Genomic DNA, 19,883 nt, shown 5'->3' on the forward strand with positions numbered 1-19,883 from the left:
CAATCCATCCCGGCAACTGTTTTTCTTTTCATCTGTAAACACCGCTTTCTGATCGCACTTTTTTCAAAGGGCGCGTTTTTTTACTAGCATAAGCCATAGTGGTGAACGGAAACCTTTCTGATCGCAACTATTTTACAAGGGGCGTTTTTTTATATATTATTATATATAATAATCAATTAAATATACCTCTTAAGTTGACGCCATTGCATGAACAGATAGATAAGGAGTTAGGTTTTAGAGTATACCAAAACATGACTTGGTACGCCCTTAGCTACCAATTGTTGGTAACCCATTGTATACTTTTTGTCACTCAAATGGGCTATCAGCTTGCCTTCAGTTTGTAAATCAAAGGGTTCTATAAAAATATTCTTATTAGTAGCCATTTGTTCCCCATCTAAACGTTTATACAACGTTTCTTTTCCAGCCCAATAGATGGCCAATGTTTCAAGGCAATTATTAGCGTTTTTAGCCTCTATATCTGTTAAGAATCTTGATTGTATCTTAGCTAAACTTGGTTTAATGGTTTCTATATCGATACCTATAGGAAAAGCGGTAGATAGTGCTACTGCTGCTATATAACGGGTGTGTGCAAAGCTAATATGAAGATTGCTATTTTCTAAAACAGGTCTACCCTGTTGATTCTTAGAAAGAGGTAAAATAGGTAAGCCTAATTTTTTAAGTAAACAGCAAAGGAATACTCTAACAGAGAGGGACTGTCGTATTCTATCTTTAGAAGATAAGTTTAGGCGTTGGAAGTCAGCTAAAAATTGAGAAGATAGCTGAGCGCGTAGTGCTGGCAAACTTTCTTGAATGCTCCCAATAAGGCAAAAACTAGTCGTAGAAAGTTTGTAAAAACTATAAACAGGCATAGACAAAAAAGCTATATCTGAAAAAGTTGATCAGAAGGTATTTGTTCACGAAATTGATAAAAAAGGCTTTTTTAGCCTACTTTTTTCTTGATAAAGAAGTAAAGAAAAAAACCAAGCCATCGGTAAACAATTGTTCAAATGATTCCTTACAGCTGGAAAAACAGAACTGGCCCGCTACGCAAGATTGAAACAAAACTGTTTTTTTATTTCAGTTGTAAAAAGTGATTTTTGATCGCAATTATTTTACAAAGGACGTTTTTTCTAGAATGACCATAGGCTTGAAGGCATACATCAAAAGGCATCTAGTTATACTGCCTAGCTACAATACAAGCCATAAAATTTAGATGGTATTTTTACGATCAGCAAAACTTTTGCGGATGGCTTCCACGTCTAAACATTTAATAACAGGCATGAACATAAGACGCTTGATAGCAGCTTTACGTTGTGCTGCTTTTGTCTTATTTTTTCTTGCTTTACGTTGTAATCTAACAGGCATAATGTCTAAATTTTAAGTTCAATAGAAAATAACTTCTATTGGCTAAGTTATTATTAAGCTATCATTGTTATAGCTTTCGTAAGGCTTTAACTATTGATTCAGTACTGTATCAGTGCCACGGATAAAAAGCAAAAACGCGCCTTGTAAAATAGTTGCGATCAGTAAGTGACCCTTACAACCGAAATAGAAAAACAGCTTGTTTGAAGCCTGCGCGTAGCGGGCTAGTTCTGTTTTTCCAGCTACAAGGGTCACTTTCAGCAAATTTTTACTGAGGGCTTGATTTTTGTGCGACTTTTCTATCAAAAAAAGTGGCACAAAAAAGCTTTTTTTACCAGTGGGCTGAAGAGATACATCTTTAAAACCTTACAAAAACATAACAGCAGTGGGCCCTGCAGGATTCGAACCTGCGGCCTTCTGTGTGTAAAACAGATGCTCTAACCAGCTGAGCTAAGGACCCAAGTAAGAGAACAAATATAGTTATTTTTTCTAAAAAAGTATCTATAACACGCTATTAAGATAGCTTACTTGGTATCATGTAGGTGACTTCTGGGGTGATAATCTTGCATGGTTTGTTTAAGATAATGTCTATCTAGATGGGTATATATTTCAGTAGTAGTTATAGAGCTATGTCCCAATATTTCTTGTATGGCACGTAAATTGGCTCCTCCTTCTATTAAATGGGTAGCAAAAGAGTGTCTAAAAATATGAGGCCCAACTTTCACATGGATGTTAGCTTTTCTAGCAAGTGACTGTACCATTAAAAAAATCATCACTCTGCTTAAGCTACTACCACGTCGGTTTAAAAAAAGTGTATCTAAGTGAGCTGATTTTATACTCATGTGGCTACGCACTTCTTGTAAATAAATTTTAATATACTTTAAAGCTACCGCACCAATAGGTATCAAACGCTCTTTATTACCTTTTCCAATGACACGCACAAAGCTCTCTTCAAAATAGATATGGCTTAACTTCAAGGAAACCAGCTCAGAAACACGCATGCCTGTACCATAAAGTGTTTCTACAATCGCTCGATTGCGAACGCCGATAGGGGTAGAATGGTCTATTGCCTCAAACATAGCCTCAATTTCAGGTACAGATAAAACAGATGGTAAATATCTGCCTAACTGCGGACTTTCTATAAGCTTAGTAGGATCTTTGGTAAGATGGTTACCCAGACATAAAAATTTGTAAAAAACGCGCAACCCAGAAAGCATTCTTGATTGACTAGTAGCTTTTATACCAAGATCATGTAGTATGCAAAAAAAATCTTGAATATGGGTAGATTTAACTGTAAGTGGAGAGATTGATTTAGGTAACAAGAATTGAGCGAATTTTTTTACATCAGAGAGGTAAGCGATAATAGAATGCTCAGAGAGCAAACATTCTAACCGCAGATGGAGCTCAAATTGTTGTAAAAAATATTTCCATTCTTGTTCCATAGCTCCCCCTGCTGGACTCGAACCAGCGACCCTTTGATTAACAGTCAAATGCTCTAACCAACTGAGCTAAGGAGGAGTATAAAGGCTACTTGGATACAATTTTACTATTTTTTTATTTCATAAACAATAGGCTGCTTTTCGCAGCAGTTACTTCTAAATAGTAATTTACAAGTCGATGCAATGGCTCAATATTGACCTACATTTGGTACGTTGCTATTTTTTGCTTTATGTTTCCTACCTATTCGTATAGAAATTAAGATGGCCCCCAGTAAGCAATCTAGCTATTAGGTTTATTGTAATCAATTGGAGCAACCAATTTTTTTTGATTTTTGATGAAAAATCAAAAAAACATAGCCTTATAGCCAAGTATTGAATCCTATAGGAGGCTGACCATCCTAGGTTAACGTTTTTTATATTAAATTGGTAAAGTAAGATATTAGTTGATCTAAATAAAGCGTATAAAACGATGGCTTCCGAAGGTAGTGTAACCAAGAAAAGACACAGTTGGATCCAAAAGTGTGCTATAGCTCTTATCAAATTTCTAGGCTGGAAGATTACTAACACCACTGATCCAACTATTACAAAAAAAGCAGTCGTGGTACTGGCACCCCACACCAGTAATTGGGACTTTGTCTACGGCATGTTATTTACCCTTAGCGCTCCTGATTTAACGCTTAGGTTTGCCATAAAAAAAGAAGTAATGTTTTTTCCACTTTCCTATTTAATGAAAAAGCTGGGTGCTATTCCAATAGATAGAACAAACAAAAACAAATCCACTAATATGGTAGCTGCTATGGCAGAAATGTTTCATCAATCGGATAAGCTCTTGTTAGCCATTGCACCCGAAGGCACAAGAAACTATGTAAAAAGATGGAAAACAGGTTTTTATAGGTTAGCTCAAGCAGCCAACGTTCCCATTATTTTAGGGTATATCAACTACAATAAAAGGGAAATGGGGTTTGGTCCAATCTTTGATATTACAGGTGATATTGACAAAGATATAGCAAATATTCAAGATTTTTACCGAACAATACCTGGCAAGTATCCAAACCAAGGAGTTGTTTGACCTGCCAATTTGGCATTGTTCAGCGTATTTGGCAAAAAAATTGCATTGCATAAGGCATAACGTTACCATTAGCCATTACTTTTACTATTTCAATCATGAGGCCATCTCATAACATTTTATACCATAAATAAAAGCATGAAGGGACCAAACACACATACAAACGGACAAGGCTGCTGCAAAGAGCCCATAGAAAAAAACCAAGCAAGTGGTTGCTGTAACAGTCAAACACCTAATCAGCCATGCTGCTGTAACGGTGAAGAAGCCATCCATCAACCATGTTGCTGTGGCCAGCAAGAAGCAGATCCTCATGTAGGTTGTTGTCAATCAGCTGATGTAATAGATGATATGCATCATCAAACCTGTAATGCTGAGATACCTTCATTGGAACAGTTGCAAAAACTGTTAATGGAGGCAAACAACAAATACATGCGTCTTTACGCTGAATTTGATAATTTTAAAAAACGCCAAGTTAAAGAACGGATAGCCCTTACTAATAAGGCTAACGAACAAACACTAAAAGAACTGTTACCCATTGTAGATGATTTTGAAAGATGTATAATGTCACTGCAAGGTGCACAAGAGGCACCCCAACACATTGAAGGCATCAAACTAATTTATGATAAACTAGCTGGGATTTTAAAAAAGTATGGTGTAGAAGAAATAGCCATAGAACAAGGGAGTGTATTTAATGCCGATTTGCATGAAGCCATTATGCAACAGCCAGTAGATAATCCAGAAATGCAAGGGAAGATTGTCTCCGTAGTGGAAAAAGGTTATCTGATCAATGAGTATGTATTGCGGTTTGCTAAAGTTATAATTGGAGTATAAATGGAAAAAGACTATTACAGTGTTTTGGGTATAGAACGTAGTGCCACTGCAGAGCAGATTAAAAAAGCCTATCGAAAGATAGCCATGCAGTATCATCCAGATAAAAACCCAGGGAACAAAGCAGCAGAAGAAAAGTTTAAAGCTGCCACAGAAGCCTATGATGTTTTAAGTAATCCAGATAAAAAGCAGCAATATGATCGCTTCGGTACACAAGGATTCCAAGAGGGAGGTAGGCCATATGGAGATGACTTTTTCGAAGGTGATTTGAACGACCTGTTTCAGGATTCTCCCTTTAGCAGTTTTTTTGGTGGTGGAAGGAGAACAAAACGGTCATCCAATTATGGTGAAGATTTACGGATAAGAATCAAACTAAATCTTAAAGAGATTGCATTAGGTACTGAGAAAAAAGTCAAAGTAAAACGTTATACAAGTTGTGATACATGCGGCGGTAATGGAGCAGAAAATGGACTTGCTGTAGAGAAATGTGGATCATGTAAAGGACATGGTGTGGTTCGTAAAACAACCCAAACTTTACTGGGCAATATGCTGACAGAATCCATTTGTAGTAATTGTGCTGGAACAGGCAATCGTATTAAAACACCTTGCACTGATTGTCAAGGAGAAGGCAGAAAGCTTATAGATGATCTTATCACCTTTCAAGTGCCCAAGGGGGTAAGAAAAAATATGGAACTTACGCTACGTGGCAAAGGTAACGTACCAGCCCGTGGTGGTATGCCAGGTAGTTTGATTGTCCAGATAGAAGAAGAAGATGATGATCGTTTAAAACGTGAAGGCAATAATATTTGCTATACCTTACACATTAGTTTTATAGATGCTACATTAGGTTGTGAAATGGAAGTACCCACCATATATGGTAAAGTTAGACTTAAGATTCCACCTGGAACATCATGTGGTGAGGTTCTTAAATTAAGAGGGAAAGGCATCGCAGATCTAAATGGTTATCATAAAAAAGGAGATCAGTTAGTCTATGTGCAAATTTGGACACCACAAGAACTTACAAAAGAAGAAAAAGACATTTTGCTTTCACTGCGTGATTCACCTAACTTTATACCAAAGCCAAATAAGAAAGAAGAAAGTTTTTTCGAGCGGATTAAATCTTTTTTTCAAGGATAAGCCAATAGACTGCTTGCGTAGCGCTACATTCTGCACGTACATTGATAGTACGCTATGCTTTTCTGCTTCGTGTTGCCTACCAATGCCGCAACATAAACCAGTTATGCAAAAAGTCTAATCTCTGATTATTTCTATCTATCCACGACTATGGTAGATTAAAGCAAGAAAAGAAAAGAAAAGAAAAGAAAAGAAAAGAAAAGAAAAGAAAAAGCCTTTTGTATTTGTATTAATTTCGTGAACAGGTACTATTATTTACAATGTTCTTATGAGCCAATTTGTAGTTTCTGCAAGAAAATACCGTCCTACTAATTTTAAAGATGTTATTAGTCAACCCCATATTACCACCACATTAAAGAATGCCATCGCCTCTAAGCAACTGGCACATGCTTTTCTTTTTTGCGGACCGCGTGGTGTCGGAAAAACTACCTGTGCGCGTATACTGGCCAAAGTCATCAATTGCTTGCAAATTACAGAAGCAATAGAACCTTGTAACCAATGTGTCAATTGTATCAGCATAAGCAGCAACAGTTCTATAAATGTATATGAGTTAGATGCAGCTTCTAATAATTCTGTAGAAGACATTCGTGACCTGGTTAGTCAGGTCCGTTATGCTCCCCAAATGGGTAAATATAAGGTCTACATTATAGATGAGGTGCATATGTTATCTAATGCGGCCTTTAATGCTTTTCTAAAAACACTTGAAGAACCTCCTAGCTACGCTATATTTATATTGGCTACTACAGAGCGTCACAAGGTTTTACCTACTATTTTGTCTCGTTGTCAAATCTTTAATTTTAATAGAATTAGATTAGAAGATATTGTCACACAACTTAAAACAATTGCTACACAAGCGGCTATTCTTTATGAAGAATCGGCACTGCAGTTGATTGCACAAAAAGCAGAAGGTGCTATGCGGGATGCACTTTCTATGTTTGATCTAATTGCTACTGCTGCAGGACCAGGGAGTAAGATTACCTATACCAAGACACGTGATCATCTTCAAATGTTGGATGATGACTATTATTTTCAATGTACAGAAGCTTGTTTACAAGGGAATATTCCTGATATCCTTTCCCTTTATGATAGGGTCTTACGAGCAGGCTTTCACGGCCATCATTTTGTGGTAGGACTTGGCGAACATTTACGTAATTTATTGGTCTGCAAAGACCATGCCACTATTCCTCTTTTAGAAGTTACGGATAACATTCGCCCGCGTTATGCAGAGTATGCTGCTCAATGCACTATCCCTTTTTTATTACAGGCATTAACCCGTTTAAACCAGTGTGACATAGGATATAAATCCAGCCAACATCAAAGGTTACATGTTGAGCTGGCACTGATTGAATTAGCCAGTATCCATGCATCTGGTACAACGAGCACTGTAGCACCATTACTAGATGAACCATTACCCAAAGTGCTCCCTCCTAAAGATCCTGCTGGAATTAGGCCTAAACCAGTTCATACGACGCCTAGTCAGGCATCTACTAGACCACTGATTGACTCTAATCATAGGCTCGACCATGTAGCGACAAATTCTGTAGTAGATGGCCCGAAACGAGCAACAATAACGATTCCTACTTTAACAAGCTTAAAGTCTGCATTGACGGCAAAAGAAAAATTGAGTGATCAAGAAATTGCCAATGAAGCTGATGTAAAAAAAAAAATAAAAACCCAGTATAATAGACCAGCATCAGAACTAGAAGCAATGGTTGCATCCTACTTAGCTGATTATAGGGAACAGCTTAAGAAAGATGGCCGTATAGCTGCTTACCAGGTTATGAATCAATCGACAAAAATTCAAGGTTCAGTTATTACTATTTCATTGATTAATCCGGTTCAAGCTTCTATGTTACATAGCCTAAAAGAAGAGCTTTTACCTGAACTGCGCAAAAAATTAAATCATCCTGATATAACCATTCAAAGCATTTTAATCGAGCAGATAACTGCTGAAAAACCCTACACAGATCAAGAAAAACTAAGCTACTTAAGTAAAAAAAATCCTGCTATAGGCTTACTCCAAGAACGCTTTATGTTGGAGGTAGCATATTAAATATGCCTATTAAACAAGTTATAGTTTTTTGATGTAAAGCCCTGTTTTATGTTTATTACGATGGGTATCGTAATCCCATAGCCTATTAAAGTTATATCCTATTGAAAATAGGAATGAAAATACTCCTCCTTGGGATGGAATAAGATAGAAAGATAGTATATCCCAATGAAAAATAAGCACTGCGTTTGTCTCATATCCTATACCTAAAAGCGTAAGTTCAAATCCTATTCTTCTATTAATATTAAATAAACTATTGATACAGAAGAGATCAGTTCGTTTATCTTTTTCTTTTCTTTTTTTCCATACTTGATAAAATGCCTTCCTACTGTTTGCAGATGCAGGATCTAGACAGTTATAATATGCTTGATTGCGTTTATCATTAGTACTATTTTTATATATCATTTGCTTCAATAATTCTTGCCCAGGCTGATTGGCCAACTCTGCTACCCAATCTTTCTTATAAGCAGCAAGAACCCATAAAGGCCCAAAACAGTGTCTAATATACAATTTACCTTTTTTATCCATATAGTACTTCAATAAAATAGGAAAAGATAAAACTTGTACATTCAATGCAACAGAACATATGTCTCTGAATTCACCATAATGCAACCAGGCTGCTTTAGGCTCTATATGAATTCTAGTGACATCAACATTAATGGATTTATAAACCATGCTAATTTGTATGGCCATATCAGCATGACGAGAGGGGCAAGATGGGCGGTAGTGTATAACTTTATAATGATAGGCTACAAATAACTCTGGAGCCAAACAATTGAAAAAATCCTCTATGCAATAAAGCCCGGATACATAGCCTAGCTTAGGCACCAAACTTTAGCTTTCCATGCTTTGGAATCGCACTGCTGTTACCTTGTATAGGTAACACACCTGTAAGCACCAATAATAAACAGATGCCCCATCTATGTAGCTTGCTCATATGATTTTGTTTGTATGATAATTGCTTATTTCTCTGTTAGCGTATCATCAATTGCTCATAATTAACCTATAACAGGACCTACCAGTATAACAGGACGTACCAGGTCTAAAATAATAAATGTTTAGCTTAAACTTACCCTTTCATTCTACTTCCAGGTTGATTTTCATAAGTTTTTCTTACTTTAGTAGTAATATATAGTATCTGTGCAGCTAATGGCGTCAGCTTAAGGATCATATTTCATTCATTATTAAATTTTTTTTAAATGAATGATTAGTAGGGCATCTGGCTTATCGGCGCCCATCATACCTATTATATATATTTTTCAGCGCTATGTCTATGTTTTGAACCGTATCAGTATCAATAAATTTGCTAAGATTTAGTTTATTAGAATAAATTCTAATAAACAAACGAAAAGCTTAACCTATGAGTGGAAGAATTATTCTAGGCCTGGATCCTGGAAGTGTAATTATGGGCTTCGGGATTATTCAGGAAACAAAAAAGGGTAGTGCGCTCCAGCTAATAGAACATGGTGTTTTCCAATTACAAAAATACAAAAGGCATATGCTACGCATGCGTCATATCTATTTGCATATGATGGATTTATTGCAAAAACATGCGCCAGACGAAGTAGCTATTGAGTCCATTTTCTATGGCACGAATGTACAATCTATGCTTAAGTTAGGTAGGGCACAGGGGGTAGCTATTGCAGCAGCACTAGCTTGTCAAATGCCTGTTACAGAATACGCGCCACGTAAGGTCAAACAAGCGGTTACTGGAAATGGCAATGCTTCAAAGCAGCAAGTGGCTACTATGGTTAGCTATCTACTTAACATATCCACGCCATCTTCCTTTTTAGATGCTTCCGATGCACTAGCCGTAGCTTTATGCCATAGTCAACAACGACTATCTACCCCTGCTAAGGCTAAAAGCTGGGAGCAATTTGTAGCCACTCATCCCAATCATATACTTTCTTCATAGTTTTTGAATTCCTTGTCTCTTACATCCCCAGGGAACGCCATCTCAGATATGTTTTTGGACCAATTGGTAAAATGATGTATTGAGGCTGTTTTGATAGCTATAGGTCCTACATAACGTAATCACCACGCTGATATATCTCATTTTTTTTAACATCAGCACTCCCTACTATCATCAATGCTTATATAAGGGTTTAAAATACTGATTTTCAGAAATATTAGTTACGTTTATCTATGGGCTTTAGTCTATTAAATTATGTTTTATACAATTTGTTTTGTATTTATTATTCATGCAATTTTCTATTTCATTTTTTAAACAAGTAGTATGATGCAACGATTACATAGCTTATGGTTACCCCTTTCTAGGTGCAATAAATCGCATCAAACGAGGATGCGTGCAACACGCGAATGATTTCAAGATCGTAATGATACAAAGTAATGATTTACTTTCCCTGTAAACGCTTGATGGCCCACCTATTATTGTTAGGTCAACTCTTAACAAGTTGTGGTAATCCACATTATTTACGTCTAGGTTCTTGGCGGACTTCTAGTCGTACTGCACCAGTTTGTTTTACGCTTTGTAAGGTTAGTTGTGCTGCTCCTAGCCCCATTCCGCTTCCGCAGGGGTCCATTTTATACTTTTACACCAAAGGATCATCGTGTTGGGCTGAGTTAAGATCTGATTCCAAGCACCCCATAAACTTACCAGTAAGATTTTCAGATAAATTTACTACAGCATCCTTGGCTAGCAGTGATCCTACTTGGCAAGCGCAATACATTCACTTGCACCCAGCTTCAGCAGATAGCCTAACACCTTCTTTTATTTATATTGGTGAATCTATTCAATCACCCTCAACTCAAAAAAAGCCATTATTAGCATGTTCTTCAGCGACCAATCTAGCTAGTGGTTTTACGCCCCCATCAGCATCACCAATTTGTCGGTATACCTTTTTCAAAAATCCAGGTTACAAGATTGTATTAGAACCCTATGGAAACAGCTGGCAAGCTATGGTCCACGATAATCGCTTTCCTGGATTAAGCTGTTCCTATTCCGCATCGGTTGTCTTTGAAAAAGCTTATTGCTTAGAAAATTTTATGACTAAGGATGCTGCTTATCAGTCAGATCATATTCATCTTATTGCTACCAATAAGGCTAAACCTATGGTCTATATAGGGTCTTTTAATTTGAAGGGAGGAGGCTGCTGTGGTAAAGCCACCTGGTATTGTGTTTTTTGCCATGAGCCATGTCCTAATGCATGCTGTGAGTCCTGTTGTACCCACAAGAATGATCCCAAGCATAAAACTTGTAGGACTATAGCAGAACAACAACTCCAACAAGAGCGACAAAATAGGCATAAGCTTCGTTGTAAACAGGAAGAGATAGAAGCACTAACAAGCAACCACAAGGTTCTAGCAGAAGCGCTTATGCAAGAGGAAGCCTCTTTGAAAGCCTATTCCCAAAAGAAAAGAGCCGAGCGGACGGCACGCTCCTTGGCACTTGTAGAAGAGTTAGCTGCCCAAAAACAAGCCATATATCATCAATCAGTATTAGATAAGAACAAAGTTCTATATAACAAGTTTATAGCTAATGTAGCCTTAGATGTTACTTTGAAAGAAAGCATAGAGCAAGAAACTCCTATCACCAGTACAACCGAATCTGAGGAAGATAGCTACTATCATTTAGAAATTCCTTTAGATCAACCTACGGAAGCAGCTAGCCCTTTTTCAGATGATTGCCCACCCCCTACTATCCATCCCACGCTTCCCCTTCATGTTGGCTTTTCTCCTCCTGCTTCTGTCAGCCACTACAAGCAGCTCCCTGCTTTTTGTGCAAGCAGTGAAAGTCGCCTATCCAGCGGTGATTGCCAAGAAGATACAGACTACTTATCAGAAGATTCCGATTTTGATGGTACCTTTTCTATGTTTTCTTCCTCTAGCCTAGAGGATTTGTCCTCTCTAGAGCCTGTATCACATCCTATACCTTTAAGAAAATCAGCTAGTCTAGATAACCTTTTGAGTGCTTACTCCGTTAAAGCATCTCTTTTATCTACTCCATCCCCCCTTACCCGTTTGTTGACCTATTATAGCCTTAACCTATCCCCGAGTGCCTATTTACTATTTCTTAGAGAGACCGGCAACCTGATACAAAGCGCTCCTCCTTCGATCCAGAAAGACTTTGTAGACCATCTTGTCAATGGTGGCCATCTCTATCCGGATATTATAAAAGATTACCCTAGTTCAGAGTGGCTAGTTCGCAGTCTAGTCCAAGAGCTTATTCAAGATCCCTCTGGTAAAACCGATCCTATTACCCTAGCGCACTTCAGTAACTATTGGACCAATCTTAGCCAGCGCTACACAAGGGATGAACAAATAGTATTACTTCATGCACTATGGAAAGCCAAGAAAAGCGCTGAACTTACCCTCCTGCAATTAACTCATATCCTTGAAATCGTTTCAGCTACGGGTCAAGCAGGCTATGATATGGTATGTAGAGAACAACCCGATAAATTGATCCAGCTAAAACATTACTGGCTATCAGACCAAGTAAACAGCCTTCCCCAATTTGCCTCCTCCCCAGAAGCTTGTAGCCAGTTAACGGATGCTTTGGCCCATACGCATCTGAGTCCATCTTTTATCCCGAGCTTATTATCAGCCATACGAGAAGAGGATGATCTTACATCTTTGCTAGAATTTTTAAAGCTTATATCCAAGCGAAAAGTTCCAGAATTAATGGTATCCTCAATCATTTATGAGCTATCTTCTCCCTTGGCCATATCTAAAAGTAAAGCTTATCAATGGCTTACCTCCCTTTGCTGCCAGTTGTCTCTTATGCATCTATCTAAAATAGACGCCAACGCATCAGATGCTATAGCACCTATTCTTTATGATCGAATTAAACAAGACCCAACGATCGCACCATCTTTAGAAGCATTTAGCTATAGCCGTAGCGATTCAATCATTCAAGATCCTTCTACCTTTATAGAGCTCCTAGAGCTTGTTTATAACTACCAGATACAAGAAGGGCTCACTGCTGCTGTTTTCAGGCAATTAGCAGAAGAAGCACCTGCTGAATGGATCGCTAAAGCTGACCAATTGATCACCGACAAACTTTTCCAAGCTGGAAAACCCTATAGCGTAGAAACATTGATAACAGAGATGGTTGTATCCGCCCCTTCTATGCTGTATAGCTCCCCTGCACCCGAGTATTCTGCTCTATCTTCGCATTACCTAAAAAAAACAGCTATAGAAAAAGTATTAACCCATCAAGTAGTAGAAAATTTAAAACCAGCCATTAAGGATCAGTTGATTGCAGTAATAAATGACTATGAAGAAGCGTTAGCTGTCTTAGAAACTAGAACGCGGGGATTAAAGGAAGATATCAAAAAAAAAGAAGCAAAACGCTCAGATTTATCTACCTGTTTTAATATTGAAAATCAGAATTATAAAAACTATTTAGCCGAATTAACAGCAGAAGAAAAAGCGCTGAAGATCGAAATAGATACGCTAATAAAAGAAAACGAAGAAAATTTAAAAAAATCAGAAGAAGCAGTTAAAAAATCAGAAGAAAAGTTAGGCCAGAAAAGAGCAGAGGATACAGCTACCCCCCCAACCATACCAACCAATCAATCAAAGGAGCCATCAAAATTAGCACAATTACAAGATAAGTTAAGTAGCTTATCCAAAACACGATCGAATGTAAAAACTAGCTATAGGGTCAAAAAAGAATCTTATGAAGCCTCTTTAGCAGCGTTATTAAACCAAATTAAGGTTCTAGAAGTAGACCTACTCAAATTAGAACAAAATAAAGAACCCATTAGATCAAAGATAGAAGGATTATCGAAGGAAGATGCCACGAATTTTTCTGATTTTATTCTCTATAAAGAAGTTTTAGATAATTTTGCTAAGTTGAAACCTACGTTACGTAGTGCTGAACATAAACCATTGGACCCATATAACCCATCAGCCTTAACCAGGTGGTCAAAAGCAGTAAAGCGTAAGGGATCAAGCTTATTTAATACTCATACTATATCTGAAATTATTACCGGTATTAACCAAGCTGCTACCCTATCTAATAATACGGGCTTGACAAAGAGCCAACATGTAGATCTATTAAGGGTACTTTTCCCCTTCTGTCAGCAGTCTACAATCCAGCGTTCAAAAGATCTTTTGGTAATCATTTTCTTAGCTGCTATCTGTGCCTTACAAAATGGTCAGGTATCGTTGGTAACCGATTCTATTGAGTGGTCTATATCAGAATCAGCTATTTTATCTTACCTACCGCTCTTTGAGATCCTTGATCTAACTGCTACAAAAATAGATAGCACGGATCCTTTATCCAGTTCTAAAAGTAATATAGTGTATGGAAAGCGTAGTGAATTTTCAGCTCTTCCTCGTATCATGGACTACAACCTATTGCAACAAAAACAACAGCGCATAGATCATTGTTACCATTCCTGCCTGCTACCATCAGCTGATTCATCATGCGCTACTATCATACCAACCATTTCACCCCATTCCGAACTGGTAAAAGGTTCAGCGCAATGGTCAGATAAACATGCATCACTCTCAGTGATGCCAGGTGCTCCTGTTATCTCTGCGCTACAATCTATTGACGCTTCCATTCTTGCTACCCTGCTTCGTCGTGCTACTTCAGCCCCTATCACAGAGCATGAGGTAGAAGCGTATTACAGAGACTCCATCAAAGCCGACAAAGAAAAAGAAGCCTTAAAAACGCTACAGGAGCCTACTGATCACAATCAAATTATCGGATTCTATTCAGGAGTCTACTGTTCCTTCCAATATAGCAGTTGCAGCGCCACCTACCTCTTCAATGGCCTATGAACAGCTAAAAAAAAAATATGATGCTATTCAACAATGTTACCAATCTCCCTCTCGGATGCTGCAAAGTTCCAGCCTACCCTTTAAGGAAAAACCCATTGCCCAATGGAATAAAAAAGAAATAAAAGAATGGGCTACCTATGCGCAATCTCATTACCAGCCAGGCGTAGAAATAGAACTGATAGCAGGTGTCCAACATGCCGTGAAGCTACATTATCCCTTTAGCCCTAGACCTGCACAACTGTTAGCCTTATTAGCGCTTTTACACCCTACCTATGATAGGGGTCGTTTGGCTCAAATTAATACCGGCGAAGGAAAATCTTTAATTGTAGCTATGTTGGCGGCTATTCATAGCTTACAAGGCAAACAAGTAGATGTAATCACTACCTCTACCGAGCTTTCCATACCAGAAGTAAAAGAAAAAAGTGCCTTTTTTAAACTACTTAACTTAAGCGTATCAGAAAACAGCCCATCGAACAACAAAGTTGCTGTCTATAAGCATCAAATAGTCTATGGAACAGCTAGTGACTTTCAGGCAGATATTTTAAGACAAGAATTTTTAGGAGAAAATACTAGAGGTGAGCGTGGCTATGATATAGTATTGGTAGATGAAGTAGACAGCCTCTTATTTGATAACCGTTCCCATAGCGTACGCCTTGGATCTAATCATCCAGGTATGGATCACCTCAAGCTACCCTTAGGTACCATCTGGCACTATATACAATGGATTACAGATCATATGTTCGAATATAAAGGGAAAGTCTATTTTACGGCAAAAGATTCTATAAGTCCAGATAGTGATATAACCACTGATAAAAGTATCCTACCTATAGACGACAAAAGAACCTTTATCACTAGCATGACTACAGTCTACCTAGAGAAACTGCTTAGAAATTTAGACCCTGCCGAAAAACAAGCATACAAAGAACATTTTGAGAAGCGATCTGAGATCGCTCAAGTAGAGCAAAAAATAAAATCTATTAAAGAGGAAGGCGGCACCGCTCAAGAAGATATGGAACACCGAGATAAGCTTGCTGAAGAACTGCACAAACTACCATGGAGTCAAGGTGCGCCGATCCTAGATATGCCAGCTCATCTGCGCGAGTTTGCCCGAATCCAGCTCCCTAGTTGGATTAAGCATTGCCTAAGTGCGCTATTCGATTACCAAGAAGGGATACATTATATTGTCTCACAAGACAAGCGAATTGTCCCAGTTCAGTACAATGAAACAGGGGTATTACAGCACAATCTAGTGTGGAGTGATGGCTTATGCCAATTCTTACAGATGAAAGAGGGGCTATCGGTAGATCCCGAAAGCATATCAACGAATCTTTTTTCAAACATAGGATTTTTCAAACGTTATGGTAACTCGATCTATGGTCTAACCGGTACACTAGGCCAAGCCGCTACCCGCTCTTTTCTAGAAGAACTGTATGGCGTAGACTTTGTAGTAATTCCGCCCTATCAACGCATTAAGATTCAAGATAACAGCCAGACGTCTTACTTATGCAAAGAGCTTAGGACGATATTAGTAGAGGAGAAAGATTGGTGCCCAGCTACCCTATACCAGTTACTGCACCATGCCAAACAAGGCCGAGCCGTATTGGCTATCTGTAAATCTATAAGGCATGCACAATACCTAGAAACCCAACTCAAAGCCCATTATAATCCTAATAAGGTTTTTACCTATACAGGTGTGACTACCTTAAAAGACGATAAGGTCAATAGTGGAGACATTATACTGGCCACTAATATAGCAGGTCGTGGAACTGATTTAAAAACTTCTCAAGAAGTAGAAGATAAAGGTGGTCTGTATGTAGCGGTCACCTTTTTACCAGAAACGAACCGTGTAGAACTACAAAATGTAGGTAGAACCGCCCGTTCAGGTAAAAAAGGAATGGCTCAGCTTATACTCAGTAACCCTGATGGCAGCAGCTTAGAAGACCTAAAAGCAGCCAGACAGACCAAAGAAATAAAGACTACCCAGCATGCCCTTCAAGAGGCAAAAAAAACATGGGCAGAAGATGCGTTATTGGAACATTTCTGTAGTGTAACCAATAAGTATCTACCCAGCGCTTCCGATTGTCGGAGTATAGATCAAGCAGAAACGATCTTACCAAGGTGGCAGCAATTTCTAAACAAAAATTTTACCGAAAGTATCATAGATGAACAATTTCAAAAATCAGTTACTCAAGCTAAGAAATCTTGGTATAGCTCATTTTCAGGTGATGAGATAAATAGCAAGCAACTTGATGCAGCTCTATCCTTAAAAAAGGAGGCATTTAGATTAGACTATAGAAACAAACTACTAGCAGATTTTCAATCGGCTTATCCGATGCTACCCAGTGCTCTATTGTCCTGCTTACAAAACGGTGAGCCTTTTAGGCCGAATCGCCCCCCTTTAACTGAAAAATATAATTGGGGTAGCTTTGAGAGAAAAGCAGTAGAGGAACGTTGGGGCATTTGGTTGAAAGTGCAACATGCTCGAGAAGAAGACTATTCCTCCCAAGATAGGCTTTCGATATTCCAAAGATTTGATAATGAGTTTGCCGTTCAACTTGATAAGGATGCCCGTGCAGACCAGTTGATCAAAAATCCCTACTTCTACACCCTTAAAGGGAATAAGTTGCTGGCTAATGGTAGAGACGAAAGTGCCGATATATGCTATGATCGAGCCATTGCATTAGACGACATCTTTAGCTTACATAGCCATTACAATAAAGCACGTGCCCTGCTATCTTGTAAGGAAAACAAAGGCGGTAATCAAAAGGAAGCTTACCAAGCATTAGAAATAGCAAAAAGCCGTATCTACACCCTCTATCGCCCTAATCTTATGGCTTTCCATGGGCTTGTAGGCCATGGAAAAGCAAGAACCGATACCGTAATAGCTATACAACATGATTTAGACATTGTTTCCCAACAAGAAAAATATATCCAGCAGGCGCTTGAAGTATTACGTGACGCAGGTGCAACCAGGAATAAAAAACTAGCTAATGTTGCGCTAACCAATCAATCCTTGCATGCTACTTTTAAGGATCCTCAGGCTGCTATGGCGCATGGTAAAGCCATTCGTGAAGCAGGCTTAAAAGGATTATCTGACCTATTTACCATAAAAAAAATACCTCCTTACCCTTTCTTTAGCATCATCTCTATGGCCTTGATTAGCTTGAGCCAGATCGCAGTAGGATGTTTGCTTACTGCTTATGGAGGTGTGCAAGTGGGGATGTCATTGATAAAAAATGGGATAAATGATATGGTTACTACGATCAAATCAGCTTTTAAAGGTAGTTTCGATTGGGGAGCGTGGGCACTCCAAAAAGGCATAGAGATCATGATAGCTGTTGCATCTTATGGCGTAAATGTAGCCAAAGAGGCTATAAAGGGTGCCAAAACTACAGCAGAATCAGTGAAAAATAGCCTGCTAGCTACCAAACAGGTGGGTAAGGATATACTGAGTGGTAAGAGCTTAAAGGATATAACCAAGGATATAACCATTGAAACAGCAACAGGGAAGATCCAAAAAGCTCCCCAGCAAATTGTTACAGATACGTTAACTACCGAATTGAAAAAGCGTGCTATGGGAGAGCTCATAAACAAGACTTCCCAATGCCTTGCTGATGAACTATGGGTAAAACAACAAGCTAAAGAAATTAGAAGGGTAGTAAAGCAAGAGTTGATGCAGGCATTTACCACCAATCCACTCATCACTAGTGCCCTAAAATTAGATAGGGAACAACAAAATAGCGCCTGGCAACAATGCTTCTTAGGGGAAGCGCACAGGATATTAAATAATATGCTCAAATCTGATCCTGCTAACCAGGTGTTCAAACAAATCGGCAAGGGAACTATGTATAATACGGTCTACCAAGACTTTAAAGTAGGTGCCAAAGACCTTAGAGCAGGTGCCAAAGAGGTTGAAGTAACAGTAGACATTTTTAACACAGTCCGGAAATCTTGCAGTAATACAAGCGATACAATCGCACCCCTGACTAAAAAGTTCATTGAAGCATTTACGCAACGTATTGCCACTTATAAAAGTGACATAGAACAATCAAAACAAGCAAGCCCATCTATACAATCACCTATTAGCATAAGCGACCAAACAACTGTTATGGCTGAGGCACCACCTATAGACAATGAAGGGGAGATCGCCATAGCTAAAATAGATGATATAACCGCTTTCAGACCACCAGATAGGTCCGCCAACCCAATAAGAGAACACTTGGCCAATTTAGGGCCTTCTACCCCTGAAAATTTAGTGAGTGAGCTTGAAGCATACCTATGTGGAGATGCTATTCAAAAAATCAATGAAGAAATCAGCTCCGGAGTAAGCTATGGAGCAAACTTAGTCAATGAGCAACTTTTTAAACAAGTAAGTCAGGAAAATCAACAATTTTTGGATAAGCTAGCAGAAAAAGGCGTGGAAAGATATAAGGAAGTTAAACAACAAAAAATAGAAATAGCAAAAGAAAACTTAGCCACAGCACGACAAATACTACAAGAACCTAGCAAGCAGTCTCAAGATACAAGTAGTGATAAAAAGGATAATAAACAGCCAACGGCCAAAGAAGGAGCTTGCCTTAAGCAGCCAAAAGATTCAAAAAAAGCGAAGTCGAACCAAAAAGTCAATAAAGAGCTTAAAAAAGCGATCCAACAACTTAAAAAAGGTGAGCCATTGACTATAGAGCATATTTTAGCCATCGGACAAATTTTTAACCTATCTGTCAATATTTATGATGAGCATGGAGCGCCCATATGTGCAACATCAGATGATCAATCAGCAGCTATTCCCCTATGTCTTATACGTGGTAAAAATGGAGGAAAAGACCATGTTAGGCATCTTAATCTTACAACAGAGCAAAGAGAACAATATGAAAGGTTAGATCAGACAAAAAATGATTGTGCGCTAAATGGCCTATTTGTACACCTTCCAAAGGACATACAAGAGCAAATAGGCAGTCCAGGAGGATTGAGACAAATAGCTTCAGATCATATGAGCAAAAATCCCGAATCCTATAATAAATTATTTAAAGCACAAGCAGGACTAAGCCAATTAGCACCTCTTCAAGTACCTAGAATGGGATGGGTTCATGAACATTTTGATCCTGATTATCTTGACATTTGTAAAAAGATATCGGCACTTGAGCAAAAGCTAACTACAAACAAAGCTATAACGCCTGAAGAAAAAGCAAAAGACGAGCAAGCATTAGTTCAATTGAATATAAGCAAAAAAACATTAGAAGAAGAAGGCAAT

At 38.4% G+C, this 19,883-nt stretch carries 12 protein-coding genes and 2 tRNA genes; 7 read left to right on the plus strand and 7 right to left on the minus strand.

Translation table 11 applies throughout. The features are described 5' to 3' along the window. Nucleotides 1-227 precede the first annotated feature (227 nt). The 6 genes from MUW73_RS03570 to MUW73_RS03595 all read right to left on the minus strand — a co-directional run bounded on the left by MUW73_RS03570 (nucleotide 228) and on the right by MUW73_RS03595 (nucleotide 2,880). The gene (locus MUW73_RS03570; RefSeq protein WP_243018193.1) at nucleotides 228-869 is read right to left on the minus strand and encodes a 4'-phosphopantetheinyl transferase family protein; all 642 of its coding nucleotides are present in this window, start codon (nucleotides 867-869) and stop codon (nucleotides 228-230) included. Between the two features lie 340 nt (nucleotides 870-1,209). Further along, nucleotides 1,210-1,365 (minus strand): hypothetical protein, encoded by a 156-nt coding sequence (locus MUW73_RS03575; RefSeq protein ID WP_243018192.1) that lies wholly within the window; start codon nucleotides 1,363-1,365, stop codon nucleotides 1,210-1,212. A gap of 90 nt (nucleotides 1,366-1,455) precedes the next feature. Further along, nucleotides 1,456-1,668: a hypothetical protein gene (locus MUW73_RS03580; protein WP_243575262.1), complete on the minus strand. Its 213-nt coding sequence runs from the start codon at nucleotides 1,666-1,668 to the stop codon at nucleotides 1,456-1,458. An 80-nt stretch (nucleotides 1,669-1,748) separates the two neighbouring features. Further along, nucleotides 1,749-1,822: transfer RNA gene (locus tag MUW73_RS03585), tRNA-Val, on the minus strand. Nucleotides 1,823-1,886: 64 nt separating this feature from the next. Beyond that, nucleotides 1,887-2,804 (minus strand): site-specific tyrosine recombinase, encoded by a 918-nt coding sequence (locus tag MUW73_RS03590; protein ID WP_243018191.1) that lies wholly within the window; start codon nucleotides 2,802-2,804, stop codon nucleotides 1,887-1,889. 2 nt (nucleotides 2,805-2,806) lie between these two features. Continuing rightward, a tRNA-Asn gene (locus MUW73_RS03595) sits at nucleotides 2,807-2,880 on the minus strand. Nucleotides 2,881-3,270: 390 nt separating this feature from the next. On the opposite strand from MUW73_RS03595, the gene MUW73_RS03600 reads away from it, so the two are divergent. From MUW73_RS03600 to dnaX, 4 genes are all read left to right on the plus strand, one after another. Further along, nucleotides 3,271-3,870 carry a 1-acyl-sn-glycerol-3-phosphate acyltransferase gene (locus MUW73_RS03600; RefSeq protein ID WP_243018190.1) on the plus strand — a complete coding sequence of 200 codons (600 nt, stop codon included), beginning with the start codon at nucleotides 3,271-3,273 and terminating at the stop codon, nucleotides 3,868-3,870. Between the two features lie 135 nt (nucleotides 3,871-4,005). Continuing rightward, entirely contained in the window at nucleotides 4,006-4,698 is a 693-nt protein-coding gene (locus MUW73_RS03605; protein ID WP_243018189.1) for a nucleotide exchange factor GrpE, read from the plus strand. Then, nucleotides 4,699-5,832: a molecular chaperone DnaJ gene (dnaJ, locus tag MUW73_RS03610; RefSeq protein ID WP_243575263.1), complete on the plus strand. Its 1,134-nt coding sequence runs from the start codon at nucleotides 4,699-4,701 to the stop codon at nucleotides 5,830-5,832. A gap of 265 nt (nucleotides 5,833-6,097) precedes the next feature. Beyond that, a complete protein-coding gene (gene dnaX, locus MUW73_RS03615) occupies nucleotides 6,098-7,882 on the plus strand; it encodes a DNA polymerase III subunit gamma/tau (RefSeq protein ID WP_243018421.1) in 1,785 nt (594 codons plus the stop codon). A gap of 18 nt (nucleotides 7,883-7,900) precedes the next feature. Here dnaX and MUW73_RS03620 read toward each other — a convergent pair whose 3' ends face one another. Then, nucleotides 7,901-8,707 carry a hypothetical protein gene (locus MUW73_RS03620; RefSeq protein WP_243018422.1) on the minus strand — a complete coding sequence of 269 codons (807 nt, stop codon included), beginning with the start codon at nucleotides 8,705-8,707 and terminating at the stop codon, nucleotides 7,901-7,903. A gap of 532 nt (nucleotides 8,708-9,239) precedes the next feature. Between MUW73_RS03620 and ruvC the strand changes: the two genes are divergently transcribed. The 3 genes from ruvC to MUW73_RS03635 all read left to right on the plus strand — a co-directional run. Then, nucleotides 9,240-9,794, plus strand: a complete 555-nt coding sequence (gene ruvC, locus MUW73_RS03625) for a crossover junction endodeoxyribonuclease RuvC (protein WP_243018423.1) — start codon at nucleotides 9,240-9,242, stop codon at nucleotides 9,792-9,794. Between the two features lie 461 nt (nucleotides 9,795-10,255). After that, complete coding sequence (locus MUW73_RS03630) at nucleotides 10,256-14,632, plus strand: hypothetical protein (RefSeq protein WP_243575264.1); 4,377 nt, start codon at nucleotides 10,256-10,258, stop codon at nucleotides 14,630-14,632. After that, nucleotides 14,622-19,883 (plus strand): hypothetical protein (locus MUW73_RS03635; protein WP_243575265.1); only part of this gene is annotated, 5,262 nt, incomplete at its 3' end. The genes MUW73_RS03630 and MUW73_RS03635, both read left to right, overlap by 11 nt.

The organism is Candidatus Cardinium sp. cByotN1, from assembly GCF_022810525.1.
Taxonomy (GTDB): Bacteria; Bacteroidota; Bacteroidia; order Cytophagales; family Amoebophilaceae; genus Cardinium.